Raw genomic sequence first — 24,128 nt, 5'->3', positions numbered from 1 at the left:
AGCAACCGTCCCTCTTCACCGTCATGGGGTCATAAACCGTTCGAGCACTTCGGTCAGATCATGATTAGAAAAGGGCTTACCCAGGGTAGCATCCGCCCCCAGGTCTCTGGCCCGTTCCAGACTGGTATCATCCAGCGCGGAAATAACAAGAATTTTCAGGCGTTTGTATCTTGCCTGCTCACGGGTAAACTGAATGACACTGTAACCGTCCATGCCGGGCATGCTCAAATCCAGGGTCATCAGAGTGGGGTTGTGCTGGCTGAGCATGACCCCGGCCTGAAAGCCGCCGGTGGCCACCAGGGTATCGTAGCCTGTGCGCCGGGCGACCCGCTGTATCGATTTTGCTACCGGCAGTTCATCGTCAACAATCAGGACTTTAGGGTTGGCGTCACCCTGCAGCTGACTGGGCACTGGCATGTCATGGCGTTCAAGAAAATCAATAAAATCATCAACCAGCACACGGTTATTCCCCCGGCCGGGTAATTTAAAACCTTTTAGTTTTCCGCTTTCGATCCAGCGAATAACAGTGCGTAAATTGACATCGCAATAAGAGGCAATTTCACCAGAGGTCAATGTTTTCATAGGGCTATACTGACTGCTTGTTAAATAGACAACTCTTACAGGTATAGCAGAAAAAGTAGATATGACAATGACGCAGATAAAATACTTTGTGACATTTGTGACTCTGGTCTACGGTTAAGAAAGGCAGTGAGTTCCATCTGGCCCGGAGATAATGATGTCAGCAGTATCCGTACCCTTAGAACAGGTAACAAACACATTACTGATAGTAGATGATGAAGCGGCAATCGTCGCGTCGGTAAAACGTATTCTGCGTCACTACGACTTTCATATTGTATCGGCACACAGCGCTCAGCAAGCACTTGAGATTATGGCACGTCAGCCGGTATCAGTAATTTTGGCCGATTATAAAATGCCGGGCATGAGCGGGGCCGCATTACTTCGACATGTACATCAGCATTTCCCGGCGGTAATTGGCCTGATGTTCAGTGGTGAGGAAGACTTTGACACCGTGATTGAATTGCTGAACGAGCAAATTATTCACCGGTTTGTTGCCAAGCCCTGGCAAAATGATCAGCTCACTGCGCAGATTACACAGGCCATGGCGCTGGCAGCAGGCAAGGCTACAGCAGTGCCTGTTTCCCTACCCGACGTAACGCTGTGCAACAGCCCGGCCTGCAACGATATATCGACTGTATCTGTACACACTGATGAGTACACACTGATCGCCTGTTATGCAGACACGCATATCATTCATGGCTTTGACCGCTTCACCCTGCAAAATGTGATTAGCCGGGTCACCGGGCTGCACTGCGTGGTGACAGAGCATAGCCATCAGGTATTCTGGGCACAGATAGGTCTGTATAAACCTGAACTGTTGTGCCAGCTGGATAACGAACTGCGCCGCCTACTCAGTCACAGCGATATAAATCGTGAGCAACTGGCGCAGGTATATCACCTGTGCGGTTTGCACTGCACCGACGGGCTGGCGGTAACTGACCATATTCTGGATGGCATGGTCTGCCAGCTGAGCCAGGTGGTAGGTGGTTTTCCGGTCTGGTTACCCCGGCTGCGCGAAGCGACTGAGCCGGACAGGGTGACAGAAACAGATCATTTCAGCGGCTTTGGCGTGATACCGCAGGCTGATTTGTCCAGCGGGCTTATCAGCAGCCTTCAGTTGCTGCATAAATGGCCGGCTCCGGGAGGCTATGTCTCGCTCAGTGAACTGGCGCAGGTTTGTCAGATGCACAGCGACCAGGCTATAGCAGATATGCTCAAAGAAGCCGAGCGCCTGCTTCGCTTTAGTCCGGATATACAGCGTCTGGTGCTGCCGGTGGCCAGTGCACAGTTACAGCAATTTGGTTTTGCACTTAACCTACACACGATGCTGAGCTCATATCACATTGCGCCACACATGCTGGTGCTTGAATGCGACGATGCCACCGCGATGGGGTTGACCGCACAGGGGCTACACAACCTGGCGCTGATAACCGGTGCCGGAATGAGTTTGCAGGTAGTGATGTCGCAGCCTGATATGACTATAGCCAGGCAGCTGCTGGCCCGGGGTGTGACCGGGATTTGTCTGCGTAGTGAGCTATTTACTGCCGATACCGGACACACCCGCCACCCCCAGACTGAACAGTTTATGGCGTGGTGCGTAGAACATCATATCAGCGTAAGCGCGCTCAACCTTGCCGACATTACGCAGGCCCGGCAACTGGGGCAGAGAGGCGTTCGCTATGGTGCCGGTGAATGTATCGGCCGGGTTGCCGGGCGGGATAAAATCCGGCAGCAGCTGGTGATGCAGCCATTACAGCGAAGCTGGCAAACACAGTAAACAGGCTGACGCCTTGTTTTTGCGGTATGTCAGCCCTACATTCAAGACATACAGTTAAAAATAAGAGTGAGATATCAATGACACAACCTGCAATCGAGCTGGTCGACGGCTTACCCGTTTTTTCTCAGATTAAGCCAGCAGATATCAAACCTGCGCTGGAAAAGGCAATCGCCCATTGTAAAGCAACCATCGATGAGGTGGTGGCTTCTGGTGACTACAGCTATGCCAATGTGGTCGCCCATATTGAAGAAGCCGACGATCGGTTGGGTAAGATGTGGTCGCCAGTATCTCACATGAACTCTGTGGTCAGTAGTGACGAGTTACGTGAGGCCCACGACAGCTGTTTGCCGCTGCTATCAGAATACGGCACCTGGGTGGGGCAGCATGAAGGGCTGTATAAAGCTTATACCGCGCTGCGCGACAGTGATGAATTTGCCACGCTGGATGAACAGCGTCAGAAATATATTGAAGATACCATTCGCGACTTCACCTTATCCGGGGTCGCTTTGCCGCAGGACAAAAAAGAACGATATGCACAAATCAGTGCCCGTTTATCTGAGCTGTCTTCTACCTTTTCAAACAATGTGATGGACGCCACCATGGGGTGGAGCAAGCATGTCACTGACGAAGCGCAGCTTAGCGGTATGCCAGAATCGGCGCTGGCAGCGGCTAAGCAGGCCGCCGCAGGCAAAGATTTGCAGGGCTGGTTATTTACCCTGGATATTCCTTCTTACCTGCCGGTGATGCTGTACGCTGACAACCGCGAACTACGCGAAGAGATGTACCGGGCCTACACAACCCGTGCGTCGGATCAGGGGCCCAATGCGGGTAAATGGGATAACACCCCGGTTATTCAGGAAATTCTGGCCCTACGTACAGAAGGCGCTCAGCTGCTGGGCTTTAACAGCTATGCGGAACGCTCGCTGGCAACCAAAATGGCTAATTCTACCGAACAGGTGGTAGGCTTTATCCGCGACCTAGCTGAAAAGTCAGTGCCACAGGCTCAGCAGGAATTGCAGGATGTGCGAGATTACGCCAGCACTGCCCACGGGGTCAGTGAACTGAAAGCCTGGGATATTCCTTACTACAGCGAAAAGCTGAAACAGGAAAAATACACGATCTCAGATGAAATGCTGCGTCCGTATTTTCCTGAAGAAAAAGCCCTGCACGGTTTATTTGAAGTGGTGCATCGTCTGTATGGTCTGAAAATTCTCGAGCAGCCCGGGGTCGATACGTGGCATGAGGATGTGCGTTACTTCACTATTACCGATGAAGCGGATGCCCTGCGTGGTAGTTTTTATCTGGACTTGTATGCCCGCGCCAGTAAGCGTGGTGGTGCCTGGATGGACGAGTGCCGGGTCAGACGCCATAAGCCGGACGGCGAGCTGCAACTTCCGGTAGCCTACCTGACCTGCAACTTCAACGGCCCGGTAGATGGCAAACCAGCGCTGTTTACCCATGATGAGGTGGTTACCCTGTTCCATGAGTTTGGGCATGGCCTGCATCATATGCTGACCAAAATGTCGGTAGCCGGTGTATCGGGTATTAACGGGGTACCGTGGGATGCTGTTGAGCTGCCCAGTCAATTTCTGGAAAACTGGTGTTGGGAAGAAGAAGCCCTGAGCTTTATCTCGGGTCATTATGAAACCGAAGAGCCACTGCCCAATGACCTGCTTGATCGCATGCTGGCGGCCCGCGACTATCAGTCTGCCATGCAGATGGTGCGTCAGCTGGAATTCAGCCTGTTTGACTTCCTGCTGCATCAGCGCGATGGCGCCAGCGTCGATGTTCAGGCGGTTCTGAATGAAGTTCGTCAAGAAGTGGCGGTGATTACGCCACCAGAATTTAACCGCTTCCAGCACAGCTTCGGGCATATTTTTGCTGGTGGTTATGCAGCCGGTTATTACAGCTACAAGTGGGCAGAAGTCTTGTCATCTGATGCATTCAGTAAGTTTGAGGAAGAGGGGATTTTTAACCGGGAAACCGGCAAAGCTTTCCTGCACAACGTACTGGAAATGGGCGGCAGCCGCGAGCCTATGGATCTGTTTGTGGCCTTTCGTGGCCGTGAGCCGCAGGTGGATGCGCTTCTGCGTCACAGCGGGATCCGTGCCTGATGGGAGCTGAGTCATTCAGCACCATTTATCGGCGGGCGTGTGAAAGAAAAGGTGGCGAGGCAGGGCTTAAAGCGCTGCTGTCTACGCCGCTAACACCCGCCCAGGTAAAAAAGATTCCCGATGACCGTTTTCTGGCCGCTATGACCAAACAGGTATTTCAGTCGGGATTTGTATGGCGGGTGATTGAACAGAAATGGCCGGACTTTGAAACGGTGTTTTTTGGCTTCGATCTGGAAAAAGTGCTGTTGATGCCTGACGAGATGCTGGAACAAAAAGCCACTGATAAGCGCATCGTCCGCAACTATAAAAAAGTGATGACGGTGCGCGACAATGCCCTGATGATTGCAGATATTCGCCAGCAACACGGCAGCTTTGGTCACTATGTTGCCTCGTTTGAGGCACAGCGTATCACCGAACTGTGGCAGGCACTGAAACGTCATGGTGCCCGGCTGGGGGGGAATACCGGACCATACATGCTGCGGGCACTGGGTATCGATACCTTTTTGTTATCGCAGGACAATGAAGACTATCTGCGTAAGCACGAGGTGATTGATGGGGGCATTGCCACCAAAAAGACCCTGGCGGCCGCGAATGCCCAGTTTGAAAGCTGGCAGCAGGAAAGCGGATTGCCGCTGATGCAGCTAAGCCAGATCCTGTCCTACAGCTGGGGCAGCAATCGCAGATAAGCGTAAACGAGTGAATTAGCAGGTAAACCCCGGTGACGAAAGTGACCGGGGTTTTTTATTAATTAGCCATTAAAAGCGCTGATTTAGGCGGCAAATGACTGTTGCTTGGCAGCGTTATTGGGTACACTTCCAGCATCATTTTTTATGTCGACAGGAACGGTATGAGCGATACCAACGGACCGTCAGAGGCAGTTACTGCAACAGACAGCACCACAACGGAACAAACCCACTTTGGCTTCAAGCAGGTGGATAAAACACAAAAAGCCTCACTGGTGGCTAATGTGTTTGACTCTGTGGCCGCCAAATACGATGTCATGAACGATCTGATGTCGATGGGCATTCATCGCTTATGGAAGCGCTATACCATCGACTGCTCCGGCGTACGCACAGGTCACAAGGTACTGGATATTGCTGGTGGCACTGGTGATCTGACAGCCAAATTTTCCCGCATGGTCGGGCCGACGGGCTCAGTCACTCTGGCCGATATTAACCTGTCTATGCTTAAAGTGGGGCGCGATAAACTGCGCGATCAGGGGCTCGTCAGCAATATTGACTATGTACAGGCTGATGCCGAGGCGCTGCCGTTTCCTGATAACAGCTTTGATGTGGTGACGATGGCATTTGGGCTGCGCAATGTGACCGAAAAACAAAATGCCCTGAATTCTATTCACCGGGTGTTAAAGCCCGGTGGCCGGCTGTTGGTACTGGAGTTTTCCAAACCGGCGTCCGAGCACCTGTCAAAAATTTACGATATGTACTCGTTTCATATTCTGCCTAAAATGGGGCAGCTGGTGGCCAATGACGAGGAAAGCTATCGTTATCTGGCAGAAAGTATTCGGATGCACCCGGATCAGGAAACCCTCAAAGGTATGTTTGAACAGGCTGGTTTTGAGCAGTGTACCTATACCAACCTGACTGGCGGCATTGTTGCGCTGCATCGCGGATATAAGTTTTAATGCCGGCATCGTCTTTGCTGCTGGCCACAGCAGAAACGGCCATCAATCGTTTGCTGGCACTGGATGAAGACAGCGCAGCGCGGTTGCAGGCGCTCAGCGGCAAACGCTTTACGGTGTTTGTTGACCAGCTGCCATTTGCGGTCACCATGATGTTTTCACACCGCCTGGATTTGCTGGCTGAATATCAGTCTCACGAGCAGGTTGTGGCGCAGCTCGACAGCCACAGCTGCTGTATCAAAACCTCTTTAGATACCCTGCCGCAACTGACCCAGACCAGCCAGCTCACTTTACTTATCCGGCAAAACAAACTGCATCTGGATGGTGAGCTGTCTATTGCGCAGCAGGTAGCCGGGTTATTTCAGCAGCTGGATATTGACGTGGAAGAACAGGTATCCCGCTATACCGGGGATGTGGCCGCACACCAGCTGTTCAGTCATTTTCGCCAGACGGCCGAGCGTGTCGGTAAAGCGACAGAACGTGCCCGGCAAGGGCTGGCCAATGCCCTGACCGAAGAAAAGCCCGTTGGGGTTAACCGGCTCGCCGTGATGCACTTTACTGATCAGGTCACAACCCTGCGTGATGATGTGCAGCGCTTTGAAGCCCGTCTTAAACGCCTAGAAGAAGAATAGTAACACCCGCCTATTATGCGAATTTTCAGGTTGTATCATATCAACAAGGTGTTGTTGCAGCATGGTCTGGATGAATTGATCCCAGATCGCTGGATGCCTTGGTATGTCAGAGTTATGCGTAAAAGCATGTTCTGGATCCGTAACCGGTACAAAGACAAGTCTGCCGGCGAACGTCTCACGCTGGCTTTACAGTCACTGGGGCCGGTGTTTATCAAATTTGGCCAGATGATGTCGACCCGGCGAGATTTGCTGGCGCCGGCGATTGCCAATGAACTGGCCCGCCTGCAGGACAAGGTTGCGCCGTTTCCTTCCGACAAGGCCCAGGCTATTATACGGCAGGCGCTGGGGCTGAATGACCTGAACGAATTGTTCAGTGAATTTCATACCGAACCGCTGGCCTCGGCCTCGATTGCCCAGGTCCATGCGGCAAAATTTAAAGAGTCCGGTCAGGATGTGGTGGTCAAAGTGCTGCGCCCGGACTTGCGTAAAACCATCGAGGCGGACATGGAGCTGATGTTCACGCTGGCTCAGGTTCTGCAAAAATGGCTACCCGATGGTAAGCGCCTGCGACCGGTAGAGGTGGTGACCGAGTATCAGAAGACGCTGGTGGATGAACTTGATTTACTGCGCGAGTCTGCCAACGGTATTCAGCTGCGGAATAATTTTGAAGGCTCAGATTCGCTGTATATCCCCAAAATTTACAGTGATTACTGTCGCACCAATGTCCTGGTGATGGAGCGCATTTACGGTATTCCTGTGGCCAATGTGGATGCCTTGCTGGCGCAGAATACCAACATGAAAAGACTGGCCGAGCGTGGCGTGGAGGTCTTTTTTACCCAGGTATTCCGGGACAGTTATTTTCATGCTGACATGCACCCGGGTAACATCTTTGTGTCGCCGGAAAACCCTTCACAGCCTAAATACATCGCCATTGATTTTGGTATTGTGGGTACACTTAATAAAGACGATAAGCGGTATCTGGCTGAAAACTTTGTCGCCTTTTTCAACCGGGATTATCGCAAGGTCGCGCAGTTGCATGCGGACTCGGGATGGGTACCGCCCGACACTAACATTGATGAATTTGAAATGGCTATTCGCACTGTGTGCGAGCCTATTTTCCAGAAGCCGCTGGCCGAGATATCCTTTGGTAATGTACTGCTGCAGCTGTTTAATACCGCCCGGCGCTTTAATATGGTGGTGCAGCCACAGCTGGTGCTGTTGCAAAAGACACTGCTGTATATTGAAGGACTGGGCCGCCAGCTGTATCCACAGCTGGATTTGTGGAAAACCGCCAAGCCATTTTTAGAAAACTGGATGAAAGAGCAGGTGGGTGTGGGCGCGATGATGTCAAAAATCAAAGCAAACCTGCCTTACTGGTCTGAAAAATTACCGGATATGCCGGATTTGCTGCACGACAGTCTGCAGCAGATTAAAGCCCTGCCGCATCAGCAACAAAAAGAACATCAACGCCTGGTGGAGTTACAGGTTAATGCGACCAAGGCAGCGCATTATGGCATTGTTGGGGCCACCTTTATTATCGTGGCGGCCATTTTGCCTGGGTATGATATTCACTGGGCGTTGCCTACCACCAGTGCACTGGTCGGAGTTGGCTGCTGGATACAATCCTGGCGTAAGGGTCATCGCGAGGTAAAGTAGGCGTGGCCTGAGCTGGCGGCGAATTGTGAAGTTTTTATTATATCCGTTACAAGCTTGGTATTTTTCTATCAATTTTCAAAATACCTGCTATAGTGGTCAAGGCCTTAGGGCAAAAAAGTCTTTAAAAAGACGTGATTATTTTGATTCTGCGTTGATGTATAAATACTCAAAGTTACACCTGTGATTTGTTGTTAGTGGTTTGTTCATTGTTAAGTAAGACCCAAAAATAACCCGTCAGGTTTAAAGGCGAAAGTAATACGCGAAAGCGAAGTTTTAAGAGATTTTTTGAGGTCTACATGTCTAAAGTTACAGGTACTGTTAAGTGGTTTAACGCTGATAAAGGTTATGGTTTTCTGACGCAGGATAGCGGCGATAAGGACGTTTTCGTTCATTTCCGCGCAATCGTTTCTGAAGGCTACAAGACGCTGAACGAAGGTCAGCGTGTTGAGTTTGAAGTTGAGCAAGGCCAGAAAGGTCTGCAAGCTGCAAACGTATCAGCTCTGTAAGATTCGAAACGGCAACCTTCTGGTTGCCGTTTTTATTTCTGCCAGAGAGTTTTTATAACCCTCTTTATTGCGCTAATCCCCCAGCTCCCTTTTCACCGCTTCACAGAATTGCTATAACAACCTCAGGTCCTATCTTCAATATATCCGTTACCAGGATAAGGTTCAGGAGTTGCCGGTGAGATTCAGGCTACGTATTCCCGCTTTTGCGATATTACTATTCGTTACTATTTTTTCTGCTATTGCGCAGGCAGCGACCCCTGTGGCCCGTTTGTTCGATAAGCCGGTTACCGAGCAGCAGCTCACTCCCTCACCCAAAGCATTAACTGACATGGCCCGTGGTATGGGAGTCAGTAAAGATATGGCACTGGCAACGATGCGCCATACCCGGCTGGCGGAGATGATTGTTGAGGCGGTATTAAAGGACTACGCTAAAGAGCAGGGGATCACGGCGGCCCCGGCACTGGTTGATCGGTTTAAACAACAGTTTGCCGGGCAGACTGAAGCCGGCAAGAATTTACAGCAGATTGCCAAGGAGCAGGTGTGGTACTGGCAGATTGATAAAGCCCTGTATGAGCAATATCAGGGCGTGGTGATCTTTAGTCAGCGTAATCCGCAATTTCCGGTCAGTGCTTACCTGAAACTGCTAAAAGCCTACGAACAACAGGGACAGTTTCAGATTAACGACAAACGTTACAAGGCCATTTTCTGGCGTGGCTTTGAGCCGCCCTACAGGTTTGAAATTCCGCCCGGCCAGGTGGACTTTTCCGCCCCCTGGTGGGCAGACAGCGATGTAATCAATTAACGCTTGTCGAACAAATCTGTTGAAAAATAACGCTCAGCCCCGTCCGCCAGAATGGTGACAATCTGCTTACCGGCATAAGCATGCTGTGAAGCCAGCCGGGTGGTTGCTGCCAAAGCGGCGCCAGCTGAAATACCCACCGCCATACCTTCGATGCGCGCCAGCTGACGGGCATATAAGATAGCTTCATCATCGGCTACCGTATGAATCTGGCTGATACAGCCTACATCCAGAATATCCGGCACATGCCCGGAACTTAAGCCCTGAATATTATGTACCCCGGCCCGGTTTTCACTGAGTACCGGACAACTGGCAGGCTCTACCGCTACGACTTCAAGCGCCGGGTTGTACTGGCGCAGGGCCTGGGCCAGACCAGTTAGCGTACCGCCGGTGCCTACCCCGGCCACAATCACATCAACCTGACCTTGTGTGTCATGCCAGATTTCCTGAGCGGTGCTCTGGGCGTGGGCATACACATTGGCCTGATTGGAAAACTGATTCAGGGATACCGCATGCGGGCGTTGACTAACCAGCTCAGCGGCATGATCGATAGCGCCCTTGGTGCCCAGTGCTTTGGGAGTAGTGATAACAGTGGCCCCGTAATGACGAATCAGATGCTGGCGCTCTACCGACATATGTTCGGGGATCACAATGGTTACCGGAACATCAAACAATGTGCCTAGCCAGGCAACAGCCACGCCGTTGTTGCCGCTGGAAGCTTCGATAATCTCCATCTGTGGATGAGTCCGGTTTGCCAGCAATGCCTGCATCATGGCCATGGCGGGGCGATCTTTAATCGAGCCTGCCGGATTAAAGTATTCCAGTTTTGCCAGTGGTGCTGTGCACCAGCCCAGCTCAGCCTGCATCCGGCTCAGGCGAACCAACGGCGTGTGGCCAATGGTCTGGGTAATGTCATCATAAATTCTGGGGGCGCGTACGGCGTGCAAGTCATTCTGGTCAAACATGGGACATTTTTCCGGCTGTTGGTAACAATGCATTTAGTGTGGCAGGCCAGTAGCAGCAAAAATTACTTTTGTTTTATATAAAATGGTATTTAAATGGAAATATATTCTTCAAAAGTAATTAAATATGAAAAATATTTCTTTAGATAAAACAGATAAAGCAATTTTATCTTTGCTGCAGCAAAACAGCGAGCGTCCGGTCAGCGATATTGCAGAGCAGGTCGGGCTGACATCCACCCCGTGCTGGCGCCGTATTCAGCGCTTGCAGGAAAGTGGCATTATTACCCGGCGGGTGGCGCTGCTAAGTGCTGCGAGTCTGGGGCTGACCATGACCGTATTTGTCCAGGTAAAGGCCGCCAGGCATGACGGTAACTGGCTGGAAAAATTCGCCCGGCACTGCTCATCGTTTGATGAGGTGGTCGAGTTTTACCGGATGAGTGGCGAGTATGACTATCTGCTGAAAGTACTGGTGTGCGATATGGCCAGTTTTGACCATTTCTACAAACGACTGGTCAATGGTATTGACTTAAATGATGTAACATCCAGCTTTGCCATGGAGCAGATAAAGTACTCCACTGCTATGCCGCTTAATCATCTGTAAATAAGTCGTTGCGCTGGGTCAAACCGGGTCAATGCCGGCGCTCAGGTGTTCCGGGCGCCTGTGCTATGATGCCAGTTATACCAATCATCATAGCTTTATTTTACGATCAGGAGTCAGCATGAGCAGCCAGCCACTTGCTAACTGGGACGACTTATTACTACTGGATCAGCAATTATCTGACGAAGAGCGCATGGTCGGCGAATCAGCCCGCCAGTTTTGTCAGCAAACTTTGCAGCCGGGTATTATTCAGGCCAACCGGGAAGCACGGTTTGACCCTGATATTATGCGCCGGTTTGGTGAAATGGGGCTGCTGGGCTCCACCATTGAGGGTTATGGTTGTGCCGGGGTTAATTATGTGACTTACGGGCTGATTGCCCGTGAAGTGGAGCGGGTCGACAGTGGCTATCGCAGTGCCATGAGTGTGCAGTCGTCTCTGGTCATGCACCCGATAAATCAGTTTGGTAGTGAGACACAAAAACAAAAATACCTGCCTAAGCTGGCTAGTGGTGAGTGGATCGGCTGTTTTGGACTGACCGAGCCGGATGCCGGCTCTGATCCTGCCAGCATGAAAACCCGCGCCAAAGCCGTACCGGGAGGCTACCGGCTAACCGGCAGTAAAATGTGGATCACCAACTCACCGATTGCCGATGTTTTTGTGGTGTGGGCAAAAAGCGAGGCTGACGATAATGCAATACGCGGCTTTGTGCTGGAAAAAGGTATGGCAGGACTTTCTGCACCAGAAATCAGCGGGAAGTTGTCACTAAAAGCCTCGATTACCGGGGAAATCGTGATGGATGATGTGTTTGTGCCTCAGGAGAATGTGTTTCCTGACGTGCGCGGACTCAAAGGCCCTTTCAGCTGCCTGAATATGGCCCGGTATGGCATTTCATGGGGCGCTATGGGAGCGGCCGAGTTTTGCTGGCATGCGGCCCGACAGTACGGGCTGGATCGTACCCAGTTTGGTAAGCCACTGGCCCAGACTCAGTTGTTTCAGACCAAACTGGCTGATATGCAAACCGAGATAACCCTGGGCTTACAGGCTTCATTACGGGTTGGCCGGCTGATTGACGCAAAGCAGTTTGACCCGACCATGATCTCACTGGTTAAACGCAACAATTGCGGTAAAGCTCTGACCATTGCCCGTATGGCCAGAGACATGCACGGTGGTAACGGTATTTCTGAGGAGTATCAGGTGATGCGCCATATGATGAACTTAGAAACCGTTAATACCTATGAGGGCACCTATGATGTACATGGTCTCATTATGGGCCGGGCCCAGACCGGGCTACAGGCGTTTTTCTGAGCACAAAAAGGGGCGGGAAATCCCGCCCCTGATAGTTACTCCGGCTTAGTAATAACTCAGCTTTTCTGCCTTACCGGCAAAGATTCGATAAACCATGAACGTATACGCCAGAATGCAGGGCACGACCACGGACGCCCCGACCAGTAAAAAGCGCAGCGAGCTGGCATCAGCCACTGCATCCATGATGGTCAGCTTACCGGGAACCACAAACGGATAATAGCTGATGCCAAACGCGGTAAAGCACAGCAAGAACACCAGCAGAGCAATACCGAAGGGCAGCCACTCACCTTTACCACCGGCCTTGGGCAATTTGTTAAGCACCAGACCACACAGGCTAAGCAGGCCAAAACAGGCCAGCGGTATCGCCATCAGCACATAACCCATCGGGCTGCTCAGCCATAACTCGCGAACACTTTCATGCAAAGACAGATTGAGCAGGCTGACAGCCATAATCCCTCCGGACAGCACCATCAGACAGCGCCTGGCCCAGTGAAAGGCTTTGCTTTGTAACTCGCCTTCGGATTTAAGAATCAACCAGCAAGCACCGATAAACGCATAGGCGGCAGTCACGCCGAATGCGGCCAGTAAGGCAAAGCCCTGGGCGTATAAATCAGTGCGCAGTCCGGTCACCCAGATGCCCAGCATATATCCCTGGGTCAGAGTGGTCAGCAGCGAGCCATATTTAAAGCAAAAATCCCATTTACGCTTTTTGACCTGGGGTACCTTGGCCCGAAAGTCAAAAGACACGCCGCGCAGAATCAGGCCTAACAACATGAATGTGGCTGGCAGATACAGGGTTTGTAAGATGGCACTGTGTGCCTGGGGAAAAGCAAACAGCAGCAAACCTACTGCCAGTACCAGCCAGGTTTCATTGGCGTCCCAGTAAGGACCTATAGAAGCCACCATATCATCCCGGAAGCTCTCATTACGCGGGGGCAGCAGTACGCCCACCCCCAAATCATAACCATCGAGCACCGCATACAGCAGAACCGCCAGACCCAGCAAACCTAAGTAAATATTAGCCAGGGTTTCTATCGATAAACTTTCAAAAGGCATCACTGTTACTCCTTAAGCCTGGGCCAGTCGTTGCTCACGGGCGGCTTTTGCCTGTTCCCGTTCTTCACTGGAAATCTCTTCAATTTCCACTGATCTTCGACACATCAGGGTCAGGGTGCTCATGTAGGCAATCATCAGCACCACATAAATTCCCGCGTACAGCGTCAGGGTGAGCGCAATATTAGCCGGGGGCAGCCCGGTTACCGCTTCTTCAGTGCGCATAACACCACTGATAAGATAAGGCTGACGACCTACCTCGGTGACATACCAGCCGGCCAGTGTGGCAATCCAACCACTAAAACTCATGCCCATAAATACCTTAGTCAGCCACGGTGGCAGGGTATTTTTACGGAACAGATACCAGCTGCCGGCCCAAGCCACCGCAAGCATCAGCATGCCCATTCCCACCATCACGCGAAATGAATAAAATACAGGACCGACCGGCGGATGTTCGCCTTCAAACTCATTCAGCCCTTTGATTTCACCATCAATATCGTGAGTCAGAATCAGGCTCGCGCCACGGGGAATACCTATCTCAAAATGATTGGTTTTATTTTCTTCATCCGGAATAGCAAATAGCAGTAGCGGCGCGCCTTTTTCGGTATGCCACACGCCTTCCATCGCAGCGATTTTCTGCGGTTGATGTTCCAGCGTATTCAGGCCATGCATATCACCGGCAAAAATCTGCAACGGGATCAGGACAGCGGCAGTATAGGTAGCCGTTTTCAGCGCTATTTTTGGAGCGATTTTGTCATCACCGCGAAAGATCCGGTAGGCCGATAAACCGGCAATCAGGAAACTGGCGGTTAAGCCCGAAGCCAGTAACATATGCGTCAGACGATAGGGAAATGAAGGATTAAAGATAATTTGTGACCAGTCTTTGGCATAAATTACCCCGTCAATAACCTCATAGCCCTGCGGTGTATGCATCCAGCTGTTCAAAGACAAAATCCAGAATGCCGAGATGGTGGTGCCGATGGCGACAACCAGAGACGACAGAGTATGCAGCCAGTTCGGCACACGGCGGCTACCAAACAGCATAATGCCCAAAAATGTGGCTTCCAGGAAAAACGCGGTCAGTACTTCATAGCCGAGCAGGGGGCCGGCCACATTTCCGGCTTTTTCCATAAATCCGGGCCAGTTGGTACCAAACTGAAATGACATGGTCACACCGCTGACTACCCCCAGGGCGAAGGTTAGTGCAAAGACCCGAACCCAGAAGCGATAAATACGCATCCAGACAGGGTGTCCGGACAGGTTCGAGCGAACTTTGAAGTAAAACAAAAACCAGCCCAGCGCGATGGTAATCGTCGGAAACAGAATGTGAAAACTGATGTTTAGCGCAAACTGCAGCCGGGACAATATAAAAGCGTCCATTATCAACTCCTCACTTTTCCTGGTGTTTACCGGGTAAAAGTCTGTCTTTAAGTTCAAGGATGCGACCTACACCTGAACCCAGTTTCATCAGCGTGTCGAGCTTCTCCGGCCCTAAATTCTGTAGCTCCTGGGACCACGCGGTCACGGATTCGAGCAGATCATGAATTTCATTCAGCCGTTGCTGAACATTAGCGTCTTCATCGCTGCCGGGTTTATCCAGCATCAGGTCCCGCAGCAATGACATAGTCGGATCAATCTCCCGCTTACGACGTTCTTCAAATACCCGGTTGGCTAATACCCAGATGGAACCGGCCGGCACAAAAAACTCTTTTCGTTCGCCTGGTACATGATGTTGTTTAACTAACTGCCAGGATTGCAGCTCTTTAAGGCCCATGCTGGTATTGCCCCGCGAAATGCTCAGGGCATCAGCGATTTGCTGGGCTGACAGGGGAGCTTCGTGCAGCACAATCAGCGCCAGAATCTGGCCCACTGTGCGGTTAAATCCCCATCGGCTGCCCATTTCGCCAAAGTGCATCACTGCTGAAGTCACCATGGGAGACATCGTCATTGTTATTACCTGCTGAAGTTTCAGAAATTACTGAAAGTTTACAAAGGTTCGTGATCTAAATCAATTGCTTGTTGTCATCATGGCGTAGAGTAATGATGGGAAAGTGAACTAAGTGACTCATTTTGATGAATTTATTTTTTCTTAACAAACTGCGGTAAATTATTAAATTCACTTAATAAACAATAAGTTATTGTCAAATCCACAAGACAGGAAAAGAAACAACTCAAAATTAGTATTGCAAATGATAATGGTTATCAATAGCATTATTGATCGATTTTTCACATCGAACCCGATCACAAATCTATAGGATGGCTATGCAACATTCTTCACTTGCGGTGTACTCATACCCGGACCAGCAGGCCGGTCAGGCAAAATCAGTTAACGATTTTATTTTTAACGCAGACAATTTAATGGACTATGAGGTCGGGGCGCTGCAAAGCCTGACCATGGTGCATAAAGCCATGCGTAAGGCGACCCGACCGTTTTCCGGTATTTCGCCGCAGGCGCTGGCTCGTCAGGTTAATCAGATTGATCTGGCGCAGCCGGCCGGCAATCTGGAAGCGGCCCTGGCCGAAGTGGAATCTGTTTACCTCAACAATGCTGTGTACTTTCACCATCCTGGCTATGTGGCCCATCTTAACTGTCCGGTGGCCTATCCGGCTGTGCTGGCAGAGCAAATTTTAAGTGGTATCAATACATCGGTGGATACTTGGGATCAAAGTGGCGGAGCTACGCTGATCGAACAAAAGCTGATTGACTGGACCAGTCAGCAAATCGGTTTTGATGACAACGCCGATGGTATTTTTACCTCTGGGGGGACCCAGTCAAACCTCATGGGAATGCTGGTGGCTCGCGAGCAGGCGGTGGCGAAGCACGCGCCAGAGCATGATGTCAGGTATCAGGGTTTGCCGGCTGTCGCTCGCCGGTTTCGTATTTTTACTTCTGCCATGAGTCACTTCAGTATTCAAAAAGCCGCGTCACTGTTGGGGCTCGGCTTTGATGCTGTAGTGCCGGTCCCGGTCGATGAACAGTTTAAAATGGACGTGCACGCACTGGCGCGGGCGCTGACTGAGGCCAGCGAACAGGGACTTATCCCTATCTGTATCAATGTGACTGCCGGTACCACCGATTATGGCAGTATTGATGATATCACCGGCGCGCATCAGCTCGCCCAACAGTTTGGTTGCTGGTTACATGTGGATGCGGCCTACGGCGGCGGACTGCTGTTAAGCGACCAGCACCGCCACAAACTCACCGGCATTGCCAGCGCCGACTCGGTCACCCTGGATTATCATAAATCCCTGATGCAGCCAGTGAGCAGCAGTGGCTTTATGCTAAAGGACAGAACTTTCTTTAAACATATTACCCTGCATTCGGATTACCTGAATCCGCTGGCCGAAAAAGGGCAGGGATACCCGAACCTGGTTGATAAAAGTCTGCAAACCACCCGCCGGTTTGATGCCCTGAAGCTCTGGATGACACTGCGTACCATGGGGGCTGCGTCACTGGGCCAGGGGATGGATAAAATTATTGCGCTGGCGAGGCAGTGCTACCTGGTATTAAAAACCAGTGAGGTTTTTGAGGTAGTCAACGAGCCAGAGTTGTCAGCGATTGTTTTCCGGTTTGCCCCCGCGGGCATTGACGATGCCACCCTCAACACCGTGAATCAGGCTATTCGCCAGCATTTTCTGACTACCGGAGAGGCCATGATTGCCCGCACTACCTTACGCGGCAACCATTACCTGAAATTTACCCTGCTAAATCCGGCAACCCGCATTGATACGCTGCAACATATTTTGTCGCGCATCATTGAGCTGGGTGATGCCAATCTGGCCAGCCAGGCGGAGGAAAAGCAATGAGTCAGGTTTATGATTTTATTGGCATTGGATTAGGGCCGTTTAATTTAAGTCTGGCGGCGCTTAGTGAGCCGCAAGAAGATGTCAGTGCGCTGTTTTTAGAGCGTCGCCCCTCATTCGACTGGCACCCCGGGATGATGCTAGATGATGTGACTCTGCAAACCCCGTTTATGTCGGATTTGGTCACCATGGCCGACCCGACCAGCCCGTACAGCTTTTTAAATTACGCCAAACAACAGGGAAAACTGTATTCGTTTTATATTCGCGAAAGTTTTTTTCTGCTGCGTAAAGAATACAACCAGTACTGTCAGTGGGTCAGCCAGTCGCTGGACTCAGTGCGGTTCAATCATAATGTGACATCGGTGACGTATGATGAGCAGCATGACTACTATGTGGTGAACACAAAGGTGGCCAGTGACCATGAGTATGAACAAGCCCAGCGGCAAACATTTTACGCCCGGCATCTGGTTCTGGGCACCGGCCCGGTTCCTTATATACCGGAATGTGCCCGGGGTAAGTCAGCCAACATTATCCATTCCGGCGATTACCTGCGCCGCAAAGCTGAACTTGAAAGCGCCAGCAGTGTGGCGATCATCGGCGGCGGGCAGAGTGCTGCCGAAATTTATCATGATCTGCTGCACAATCAGCATGATGACAGTCCTTATCTTTACTGGCTGACCGGCTCGGATCGCTACTTTCCGCTGGAGTACACCAAGCTGACGCTGGAGATGACATCACCCGAATATGTGGATTATTTTTATCAGTTGCCGGCGTCTAAGCGGGACAGCCTGAACCAGCACCAGAAAAATCTTTATAAGGGAATCAACGGCGACCTGATTAACCAGATATTTGATCTTTTGTATCAGAAAAACCTTGATGGTCCGGTCAGAACCACGCTGAAAACCCACAGCCGTCTGACTGCCGTGCAGCGCAATCAGACATCGCTGGCGCTGACATTTCGCCACTGGCAGCTGGAGCAGGATTTTCAGATAAACGCAGATTATGTGGTTCTGGCCACCGGCTTTGCTCATTCCGCGCCGGGCTTTTTACAACCGCTCAAAGCACATCTTAACTATGATGCTAAACAGCGCTTCGCGGTCTCCCGCGACTATGCCATTGACCGGGCCCAGTGCAGGGTATTTGTTCAAAATGCTGAGGCTCATACCCATGGTTTTGTGACCCCGGATTTAGGAATGGCCTGTTATCGTAATAGCGTGATTCTGAACAAAATTGCCGGCCGCGAAGTGTATCCGGTAGAACAGCAAGTTGCGTTTCAGACATTCGGCCTGGATGATGTTGAGATCATCAGCAATCCGCAGCGTGATGAGGATGCAGCATGAGCCTGCGTAGCTGTTTAATTGCCCTGACCCTCATCTCAGCGGTATGCGATACCATGCTGTTGCCGTTCTATCCGCAGTTCTTCGAGCTGGAGTTTACTACTTCGTCACCGCAGCATGTGGGTCTGTACATTGCGGCCTGCTGTGTCACCGTTATGGTGTGTTTTCCGCTGTGGGCCAGACTGGCCCGGCGGGTCGGCGAGCTGCATATCTGGCTGGTTACTCAGGTCATATCTGCCGGGCTGGGGATCCTGTGCTATTACGAAACCAGTCTGTCACTATTCTGGCTGTTCTCACTGGCGATGCTGGCATTTAAAGCCAGTTATCTGCTGATTTACCCCTACGTGCTGCGCCTGGAGTCTCAGCATAGCCACTTAGGTGTGGTGAGCCTGTTTTTTGTACTGATGCATTTTGGCGCTATTGGCGGTGCGCTTATCGGTGGGTATCTGTTTACCGAAATGTCACCGCGCTTTGCCTTTTTAGTGTCCGCCGGCGGCGATGCATTGCAGGTGCTGCTGTGTCTGTATCTCATTCGTACCCTGGCCATCGGCTGGCAGCAGGTATCACTGCCACCGGTGATCCGGCGTACCCGGATCCCCGGGTTTATCTGGCTGTTCGGAGTACTGACCCTGGTCGTGTATTTCAGCTCGTTTCTGGCCAGACCTTTTTTTGCCTCCCACTGGCTGACCATTTCACCAGGCAGTAACCCGCTAATTGCCGGGGTGGTGTATGCCCTGCCGGCACTCATGGCGCTCATGATGCTGACCTTTAATCATTACCGCGCCCGCATTCCGTTTTATCAGTGGCAGCGACAAACCACTTTTTTAACCTGTCTGGGACTGGCCAGTCTGGCGCTGGTGCTGCAAAGCGCCGATAACGTGTGGGTGGTGGTGACTGGCCGGTTGCTGTTAGGTGTGGCGATGTTTCAGGTCATCGTGTTACTCGAGGTGATGATGTTTGCCAACAGCGAACCAGCTCTGTATGCCACCGATTTTGCGCTGATCAATGTGTTTCAGAACCTGGGCGTGATTGCCGCTTCGTTTGGTGCCGGGCATCTGGTGTCTCAGTACAGCACTGCCACGCCGTTTTTTTATGCCAGTGGCGCGCTTGCGCTTACGCTGGCGCTGCTTTTGCTGGTGGCTGCGTATAAAAAGCGCAGTGCAGGCCAGCCCATCAATGCGTTTCACGCGCCATAGAGGTGACTATGTTTACGACTGACTTTACCCTTTTTCTGCCTGCGTTCGGACAGCTGCAAATCCGTCCGGTTTCTGCGCAGGATGCCGCCGATACTTGGCACTGGGCTACGCAATCCTATGCTCAGTTCTGGGGAATGCAGGGCTACAGCCAGCATGACTTCATTGCATTTTATGAGCAATTCACGCACGCCCGGGACAAACAAGCCTGTATGGTGGAGCTTGACGGTCAGCCTGCTGCGCTGATTGAGCTATACCAGCCTGCCACCGATCCGGTAGGCCAGACCTACCCGGTGGCCGGGCAGGATCTGGGTATGCATATTCTGCTCAGTCCCAATACCCGCCCGGTACGCCATTTCAGTTTTCAGGTGATGCGCTGTGTACTGGCCGGTATTTTTGATGCTAATCCTGACGCCCGTATTATTGTTGAGCCGGATATTCGTAACCATAAAATTCACCGGCTCAACAAGCGTCTTGGGTTTACGCACCACCAACAGATTAGGCTGGGCGATAAGCAGGCGTATCTGGGCATGTGCGAAAAGGCCGACTTTGAGCATGCGGTGAGCGCTTTTGAACGGCTAGCGCAGTGCCCGGCCACAGCGCTCAATCAGCAGCCGCAGGATGCCGCCGCGCCACTGGTCTCGCGTCACTGGGACGCGGCCAATCGGGATCTTATTATTAAGGCCATTACGGAGTTTACCCACGAGCGGCTACTCAGCCCGGTACAAACTGGTACTGACACCTTCACGCTGAGCAGTCCTGACTATACCGTCACGTTTAATGCCACATGGCTGGCCCTGGAGCATCTGGCTGTGCAGCCTGACTCGCTGTGTTTCTTTGGTGCTGACAACACCCCCTGTGCAGCCGATGCGGCCGCCTTTATTGTCGCGTTTTCTAACGCGCTGGGCTTACAGGGCGAGGCGCTGGCGGTGTATCTGGAAGAATTGCAAAGCACGCTTCTGAGCAGCTGTTTTAAACGGGACCGGCACAACCTCAGTGCCCGTGAACTGGTGGATGCCGACTTTCAGACGCTGGAAGGCGCCATGACCGAGGGGCACCCTGCGTTTATTACCAATAATGGGCGAATCGGATTTACCCCTGCGGATTATCGTTTGTATGCCCCGGAAACCGGCCGCCCGGTGCAACTATTGTGGATAGCCGTGTCAAAACAGGTTGCGGCATTTAACGAAGGGCAGCAACAAAGCGGCTTTGACGAGCTGATGCAAAGTGAGCTGGACCTGTCACTGCGCGATCAGTTTACCGCAACCTTGCAGGCGGCGGTGTCTGACTGGCAGAACTATTACTATATGCCAGTTCATCCCTGGCAGTGGCATAACAAACTGGTGCATTTGTTTGCCGCTGAAATCGCCAGCCGCCATTTAATATTTTTAGGGCAGGGGGATGATTACTATCTGCCCCAGCAGTCTATTCGCACCTTTTACAATATCAGCCATCCGCACAAACATTATGTCAAGGTGGCGCTGTCCATTCAAAACATGGGCTTTATGCGCGGCCTGTCCGCCGGCTATATGGAAGTTACCCCGGCCATCAATGACTGGGCCAGTGAGCTGGTCAGTAATGACAGTACCCTGCAGCAGTATGGTTTTCGCCTGCTTAAAGAGCACAGTGCCATGGGCTATTACCACCCGCTGTATGAAACCGCTGCAGTGGGTAATACGCCATACAAAAAGATGCTTGCCAGCCTGTGGCGGGAAAATCCCTCAGTGCTCATCGCCAGTGATGAGCGGCTGATGACTATGGCCGGGCTGCTGCATACCGATTATCAGGGCAACAGTCTGGCCGTTCAGCTGATTGAGGCCTCGGGGCTCAGTGCCGAACAATGGCTGGCGCACTATTTCAATGCTTACTGTATTCCCCTTGTGCACTGTTTATACGCCCATAAGCTGGTGTTTATGCCGCATGGTGAAAACCTGATTCTGGTGCTTAAAAACCACATCCCTGTGCGGGTGTTTATGAAAGACATCGGTGAGGAAGTGGCGCTGCTTAACAGTACCCGGCAGGTGCCGGAAGCGGTGTCCCGCATTCATATTTCTATGCCACCGGAAAAAGAATTACTGAGCATTTTTACTGATGTCTTTGACTGTATTTTCCGCTATCTGGTGGCCCTGTTAGTGAGAGAAAACCGCATTACAGAGGCCGGTTTCTGGGAAGTGCTCGCCCGCTGCATTACCGAGTACCAGCAAGCCCACCCGGATCTTTCTGCGCAGTTTGCGCAGCAGGATATCTTTGCTGACACCTTTGCTCATTCCTGCCTGAATCGTCTGCAGCTGGGGAACAGTAAGCAAATGGTGGATTTGGCCGATCCTGCCGGCAGCCTGATGTTTGCCGGTGAGCTGGATAATCCGCTGGCTTTGTTTACCCGCCGTCATGCAGTGGCCTGATAATCAGGCAGAGCTGGCCGACACCGTACACCAGTATATGGGCGTTTCGGTGAGAGCCTCGCCGGCCTGGATGCTGGCCGGGCCGGCAGTCGGTCAGCTGCAGCGCTCGGCTGAGCAACATTTTGGGTCATTACCGGCGCGATTCTGGGGGCATCATATTTTTACCCAGCTGTGTTGGCAGGGTAGTTGGCTGACTGTGCTGCAACACGCAGGGATTTATCCGTCTGTCTGGCCGGTAGATGTACCTATTGCTATCAGTCAGGGATTTGCCCGGGGCGTCAATATCTATTGTCGGCAGCCTGGCACGGCACCGGTGGGTAGTCTTTCGCTGATTGCCCTGCAAGCGCGTATCAACCTGGCATTGCAGAGTGCCGGGGTCTGGCTGCCGGTCAAAGAACAGCTACGGTTACTGGCCGATCAGCTGGCTGCGGCCTGCCGGCGTCTGATGACTCTGGGCTGGGCAGAGCCTGCAACCATCGAGAGACAGCTTGCTGCCATGCTTGAGCCCTGGGGCAGCGATTTAATCAGTTCACCATCGGCACTGTTACAGCCTGAGGCGACCAGGCTCACCTGCTGTCGTTATGAGATGGCCTCACAACAATATTGCGCCGGCTGCCCGAAAGCCAGGCGCAGACAACAAACAGGAACCTGACCATGCAACCTCATCAACATCGCTTACACACGCTGGACTTTGCCCGCGGGCTGAGTGTGTTTATTATGGTGTGTGTCCACACCCTGTGGATGTACGCCACCATCGACACCCAGACTAATACATTGTTTGGCCATACCATCCATGTGCTGGGCAAGGGAACCGCTTCATTTCTGGTGGCCATGGGGATATCGCTGGCGTTATCCCGGCGTAATACCCCGGCGGCGCTGGTGGCCCGGGGGCTGATTATTCTGGCACTGGGCTTTTTTATGAATACGCTGAAGTTTATCCTGCCGATAGCCCTGGGCACCATGCCAGAAAGCTTTATCCAGGCCTACGGCTGGCAGTCGCCGCTCAGTCATGAACAGCTGTTGTTTATGTTTTTAACCGGCGACATTTTACAGCTGGCCGGTGTGTCGCTACTGCTGATTGCCGGGCTGAACATGTTGCAGTTGCGGCGTCACAGTCTGCTGGTGCTGGCCCTGTTGATAGCGGTAGCCTCACAGTTTATGCGCGGCTTTGTGCTGCCATCGCCGTTATCTTACTTAAGCGAGCTGTTTTTCTCAGCCAGTTATCAGGTGTATTTTCCGGTGATGCCCTGGATAAGCGCTATCCTCATTGGTCAATATCTGGGACGGTGCTACACCGAACAGCAGCTTAGTGCTGATGGCCTGTTTAAAAAAGGCGGAGCGCTGGGGCTGCTACTGCTTATCGCCGGGTTGCTGGCCTGCTGGTACGATCCAAAAACCCAGTTTGCCAATTTCTTTCATCTGAATTTTGGTGGCATCGCTTATCTGACCGGGTTGAATTTATGTCTGCTGTACTTGCTGCATCGTTATCTGGTGCCACATATTTTACACAGCCAGGTATATAAGATATTGCAGTATGCCAGTCGGCATGTCACCGCCCTGTATATTGTTCAGTGGACGCTGATTTGCTGGGGAATGGGCGTGGTCGGCTATACCACGTTAAACAGCTGGCAAACTTTCTTGATGATGCCGGTTGTGTTAACGCTGACTCTCATTGTGCACAAAGGGCTGGTACTGCCTGTCGGGCACATGGCTAAAGGCCTTTTTCACAAGGCCCGCCTGAGTGTAACCGGCGCCGCCACCTGAATAAAAT

The 24,128-nt window shown here is 51.9% G+C and carries 21 protein-coding genes; 16 read left to right on the top strand and 5 right to left on the bottom strand.

Translation table 11 applies throughout. The features are described from left to right. Positions 1-21 precede the first annotated feature (21 nt). Positions 22-582 carry a response regulator gene (locus EZV72_RS16020; RefSeq protein ID WP_137168171.1) on the bottom strand — a complete coding sequence of 187 codons (561 nt, stop codon included), beginning with the start codon at positions 580-582 and terminating at the stop codon, positions 22-24. 151 nt (positions 583-733) lie between these two features. Here EZV72_RS16020 and EZV72_RS16015 point away from each other — a divergent pair, with 151 nt between their 5' ends. The 8 genes from EZV72_RS16015 to EZV72_RS15980 all read left to right on the top strand — a co-directional run bounded on the left by EZV72_RS16015 (position 734) and on the right by EZV72_RS15980 (position 9,705). Next, positions 734-2,356 (top strand): response regulator, encoded by a 1,623-nt coding sequence (locus tag EZV72_RS16015; RefSeq protein WP_137168170.1) that lies wholly within the window; start codon positions 734-736, stop codon positions 2,354-2,356. 77 nt (positions 2,357-2,433) lie between these two features. Further along, positions 2,434-4,470: an oligopeptidase A gene (prlC, locus tag EZV72_RS16010; protein ID WP_137168169.1), complete on the top strand. Its 2,037-nt coding sequence runs from the start codon at positions 2,434-2,436 to the stop codon at positions 4,468-4,470. Continuing rightward, positions 4,470-5,156, top strand: a complete 687-nt coding sequence (locus tag EZV72_RS16005; protein ID WP_137168168.1) for a DNA-3-methyladenine glycosylase I — start codon at positions 4,470-4,472, stop codon at positions 5,154-5,156. Before prlC ends, EZV72_RS16005 begins: the two co-directional genes overlap by 1 nt. A gap of 161 nt (positions 5,157-5,317) precedes the next feature. Continuing rightward, a complete protein-coding gene (gene ubiE, locus EZV72_RS16000) occupies positions 5,318-6,112 on the top strand; it encodes a bifunctional demethylmenaquinone methyltransferase/2-methoxy-6-polyprenyl-1,4-benzoquinol methylase UbiE (RefSeq protein WP_137168167.1) in 795 nt (264 codons plus the stop codon). Next, complete coding sequence (locus EZV72_RS15995) at positions 6,112-6,741, top strand: ubiquinone biosynthesis accessory factor UbiJ (protein ID WP_137168166.1); 630 nt, start codon at positions 6,112-6,114, stop codon at positions 6,739-6,741. The genes ubiE and EZV72_RS15995 overlap by 1 nt, the downstream gene beginning before the upstream one ends. Positions 6,742-6,756: 15 nt before the next feature. After that, positions 6,757-8,397 carry a ubiquinone biosynthesis regulatory protein kinase UbiB gene (ubiB, locus tag EZV72_RS15990; RefSeq protein ID WP_137168165.1) on the top strand — a complete coding sequence of 547 codons (1,641 nt, stop codon included), beginning with the start codon at positions 6,757-6,759 and terminating at the stop codon, positions 8,395-8,397. Between the two features lie 296 nt (positions 8,398-8,693). Further along, on the top strand, positions 8,694-8,903 hold the full coding sequence (cspE, locus tag EZV72_RS15985; protein WP_137168164.1) for a transcription antiterminator/RNA stability regulator CspE: 210 nt from the start codon (positions 8,694-8,696) through the stop codon (positions 8,901-8,903). Between the two features lie 175 nt (positions 8,904-9,078). Continuing rightward, positions 9,079-9,705 carry a hypothetical protein gene (locus EZV72_RS15980; RefSeq protein ID WP_137168163.1) on the top strand — a complete coding sequence of 209 codons (627 nt, stop codon included), beginning with the start codon at positions 9,079-9,081 and terminating at the stop codon, positions 9,703-9,705. Here EZV72_RS15980 and EZV72_RS15975 read toward each other — a convergent pair. Beyond that, positions 9,702-10,667, bottom strand: coding sequence for a PLP-dependent cysteine synthase family protein (locus EZV72_RS15975; RefSeq protein WP_232364445.1), 966 nt, complete (start codon positions 10,665-10,667; stop codon positions 9,702-9,704). The genes EZV72_RS15980 and EZV72_RS15975 overlap by 4 nt on opposite strands. Positions 10,668-10,791: 124 nt before the next feature. Here EZV72_RS15975 and EZV72_RS15970 point away from each other — a divergent pair, with 124 nt between their 5' ends. Beyond that, positions 10,792-11,265 carry an Lrp/AsnC family transcriptional regulator gene (locus EZV72_RS15970; RefSeq protein ID WP_137168161.1) on the top strand — a complete coding sequence of 158 codons (474 nt, stop codon included), beginning with the start codon at positions 10,792-10,794 and terminating at the stop codon, positions 11,263-11,265. A gap of 118 nt (positions 11,266-11,383) precedes the next feature. Then, positions 11,384-12,568 carry an acyl-CoA dehydrogenase gene (locus EZV72_RS15965; RefSeq protein WP_137168160.1) on the top strand — a complete coding sequence of 395 codons (1,185 nt, stop codon included), beginning with the start codon at positions 11,384-11,386 and terminating at the stop codon, positions 12,566-12,568. A gap of 45 nt (positions 12,569-12,613) precedes the next feature. Here the strand turns inward: EZV72_RS15965 and EZV72_RS15960 are convergent, their stop codons facing one another. From EZV72_RS15960 to EZV72_RS15950, 3 genes are read right to left on the bottom strand one after another with little or no spacing between them, the layout of a single operon-like run. Beyond that, positions 12,614-13,624 (bottom strand): cytochrome d ubiquinol oxidase subunit II, encoded by a 1,011-nt coding sequence (locus EZV72_RS15960; RefSeq protein WP_137168794.1) that lies wholly within the window; start codon positions 13,622-13,624, stop codon positions 12,614-12,616. 12 nt (positions 13,625-13,636) lie between these two features. Continuing rightward, the gene (locus EZV72_RS15955; protein WP_137168159.1) at positions 13,637-15,001 is read right to left on the bottom strand and encodes a cytochrome ubiquinol oxidase subunit I; all 1,365 of its coding nucleotides are present in this window, start codon (positions 14,999-15,001) and stop codon (positions 13,637-13,639) included. A 10-nt stretch (positions 15,002-15,011) separates the two neighbouring features. Continuing rightward, on the bottom strand, positions 15,012-15,569 hold the full coding sequence (locus EZV72_RS15950; protein WP_137168158.1) for a GbsR/MarR family transcriptional regulator: 558 nt from the start codon (positions 15,567-15,569) through the stop codon (positions 15,012-15,014). 314 nt (positions 15,570-15,883) lie between these two features. On the opposite strand from EZV72_RS15950, the gene EZV72_RS15945 reads away from it, so the two are divergent. From EZV72_RS15945 to EZV72_RS15920, 6 genes are read left to right on the top strand one after another with little or no spacing between them, the layout of a single operon-like run. Further along, positions 15,884-17,428 carry a pyridoxal phosphate-dependent decarboxylase family protein gene (locus EZV72_RS15945; RefSeq protein ID WP_137168157.1) on the top strand — a complete coding sequence of 515 codons (1,545 nt, stop codon included), beginning with the start codon at positions 15,884-15,886 and terminating at the stop codon, positions 17,426-17,428. Continuing rightward, positions 17,425-18,765: a lysine N(6)-hydroxylase/L-ornithine N(5)-oxygenase family protein gene (locus tag EZV72_RS15940; RefSeq protein ID WP_137168156.1), complete on the top strand. Its 1,341-nt coding sequence runs from the start codon at positions 17,425-17,427 to the stop codon at positions 18,763-18,765. Before EZV72_RS15945 ends, EZV72_RS15940 begins: the two co-directional genes overlap by 4 nt. Beyond that, positions 18,762-19,958 (top strand): MFS transporter, encoded by a 1,197-nt coding sequence (locus EZV72_RS15935; protein WP_137168155.1) that lies wholly within the window; start codon positions 18,762-18,764, stop codon positions 19,956-19,958. Before EZV72_RS15940 ends, EZV72_RS15935 begins: the two co-directional genes overlap by 4 nt. 8 nt (positions 19,959-19,966) lie before the next feature. Next, complete coding sequence (locus EZV72_RS15930; RefSeq protein ID WP_137168154.1) at positions 19,967-22,357, top strand: GNAT family N-acetyltransferase; 2,391 nt, start codon at positions 19,967-19,969, stop codon at positions 22,355-22,357. Then, on the top strand, positions 22,305-23,009 hold the full coding sequence (locus EZV72_RS15925; protein WP_137168153.1) for a hypothetical protein: 705 nt from the start codon (positions 22,305-22,307) through the stop codon (positions 23,007-23,009). Before EZV72_RS15930 ends, EZV72_RS15925 begins: the two co-directional genes overlap by 53 nt. Positions 23,010-23,011: 2 nt before the next feature. Then, positions 23,012-24,121, top strand: coding sequence for a heparan-alpha-glucosaminide N-acetyltransferase domain-containing protein (locus EZV72_RS15920; protein ID WP_137168152.1), 1,110 nt, complete (start codon positions 23,012-23,014; stop codon positions 24,119-24,121). The last annotated feature ends 7 nt before the right edge of the window (positions 24,122-24,128 follow it).

The sequence above is a fragment of the Salinimonas lutimaris genome (assembly GCF_005222225.1).
In the GTDB taxonomy this organism is placed as follows: domain Bacteria; phylum Pseudomonadota; class Gammaproteobacteria; order Enterobacterales; family Alteromonadaceae; genus Alteromonas; species Alteromonas lutimaris.
Note: the sequence above shows the minus strand (reverse complement) of the source record. Positions and strands in the feature narration are given on the sequence as shown.

Excerpts from the sequence above, each read along its gene's own strand:
- EZV72_RS16020 (WP_137168171.1), bottom strand. The coding sequence starts at position 582 with ATGAAAACATTGACCTCTGGTGAAATTGCCTCTTATTGCGATGTCAAT.
- EZV72_RS16015 (WP_137168170.1), top strand. The coding sequence starts at position 734 with ATGATGTCAGCAGTATCCGTACCCTTAGAACAGGTAACAAACACATTA.
- prlC (WP_137168169.1), top strand. The coding sequence starts at position 2,434 with ATGACACAACCTGCAATCGAGCTGGTCGACGGCTTACCCGTTTTTTCT.
- EZV72_RS16005 (WP_137168168.1), top strand. The coding sequence starts at position 4,470 with ATGGGAGCTGAGTCATTCAGCACCATTTATCGGCGGGCGTGTGAAAGA.
- ubiE (WP_137168167.1), top strand. The coding sequence starts at position 5,318 with ATGAGCGATACCAACGGACCGTCAGAGGCAGTTACTGCAACAGACAGC.
- EZV72_RS15995 (WP_137168166.1), top strand. The coding sequence starts at position 6,112 with ATGCCGGCATCGTCTTTGCTGCTGGCCACAGCAGAAACGGCCATCAAT.
- ubiB (WP_137168165.1), top strand. The coding sequence starts at position 6,757 with ATGCGAATTTTCAGGTTGTATCATATCAACAAGGTGTTGTTGCAGCAT.
- cspE (WP_137168164.1), top strand. The coding sequence starts at position 8,694 with ATGTCTAAAGTTACAGGTACTGTTAAGTGGTTTAACGCTGATAAAGGT.
- EZV72_RS15975 (WP_232364445.1), bottom strand. The coding sequence starts at position 10,667 with ATGTTTGACCAGAATGACTTGCACGCCGTACGCGCCCCCAGAATTTAT.
- EZV72_RS15970 (WP_137168161.1), top strand. The coding sequence starts at position 10,792 with ATGAAAAATATTTCTTTAGATAAAACAGATAAAGCAATTTTATCTTTG.
- EZV72_RS15965 (WP_137168160.1), top strand. The coding sequence starts at position 11,384 with ATGAGCAGCCAGCCACTTGCTAACTGGGACGACTTATTACTACTGGAT.
- EZV72_RS15960 (WP_137168794.1), bottom strand. The coding sequence starts at position 13,624 with ATGCCTTTTGAAAGTTTATCGATAGAAACCCTGGCTAATATTTACTTA.
- EZV72_RS15955 (WP_137168159.1), bottom strand. The coding sequence starts at position 15,001 with ATGGACGCTTTTATATTGTCCCGGCTGCAGTTTGCGCTAAACATCAGT.
- EZV72_RS15950 (WP_137168158.1), bottom strand. The coding sequence starts at position 15,569 with ATGACGATGTCTCCCATGGTGACTTCAGCAGTGATGCACTTTGGCGAA.
- EZV72_RS15945 (WP_137168157.1), top strand. The coding sequence starts at position 15,884 with ATGCAACATTCTTCACTTGCGGTGTACTCATACCCGGACCAGCAGGCC.
- EZV72_RS15940 (WP_137168156.1), top strand. The coding sequence starts at position 17,425 with ATGAGTCAGGTTTATGATTTTATTGGCATTGGATTAGGGCCGTTTAAT.
- EZV72_RS15935 (WP_137168155.1), top strand. The coding sequence starts at position 18,762 with ATGAGCCTGCGTAGCTGTTTAATTGCCCTGACCCTCATCTCAGCGGTA.
- EZV72_RS15930 (WP_137168154.1), top strand. The coding sequence starts at position 19,967 with ATGTTTACGACTGACTTTACCCTTTTTCTGCCTGCGTTCGGACAGCTG.
- EZV72_RS15920 (WP_137168152.1), top strand. The coding sequence starts at position 23,012 with ATGCAACCTCATCAACATCGCTTACACACGCTGGACTTTGCCCGCGGG.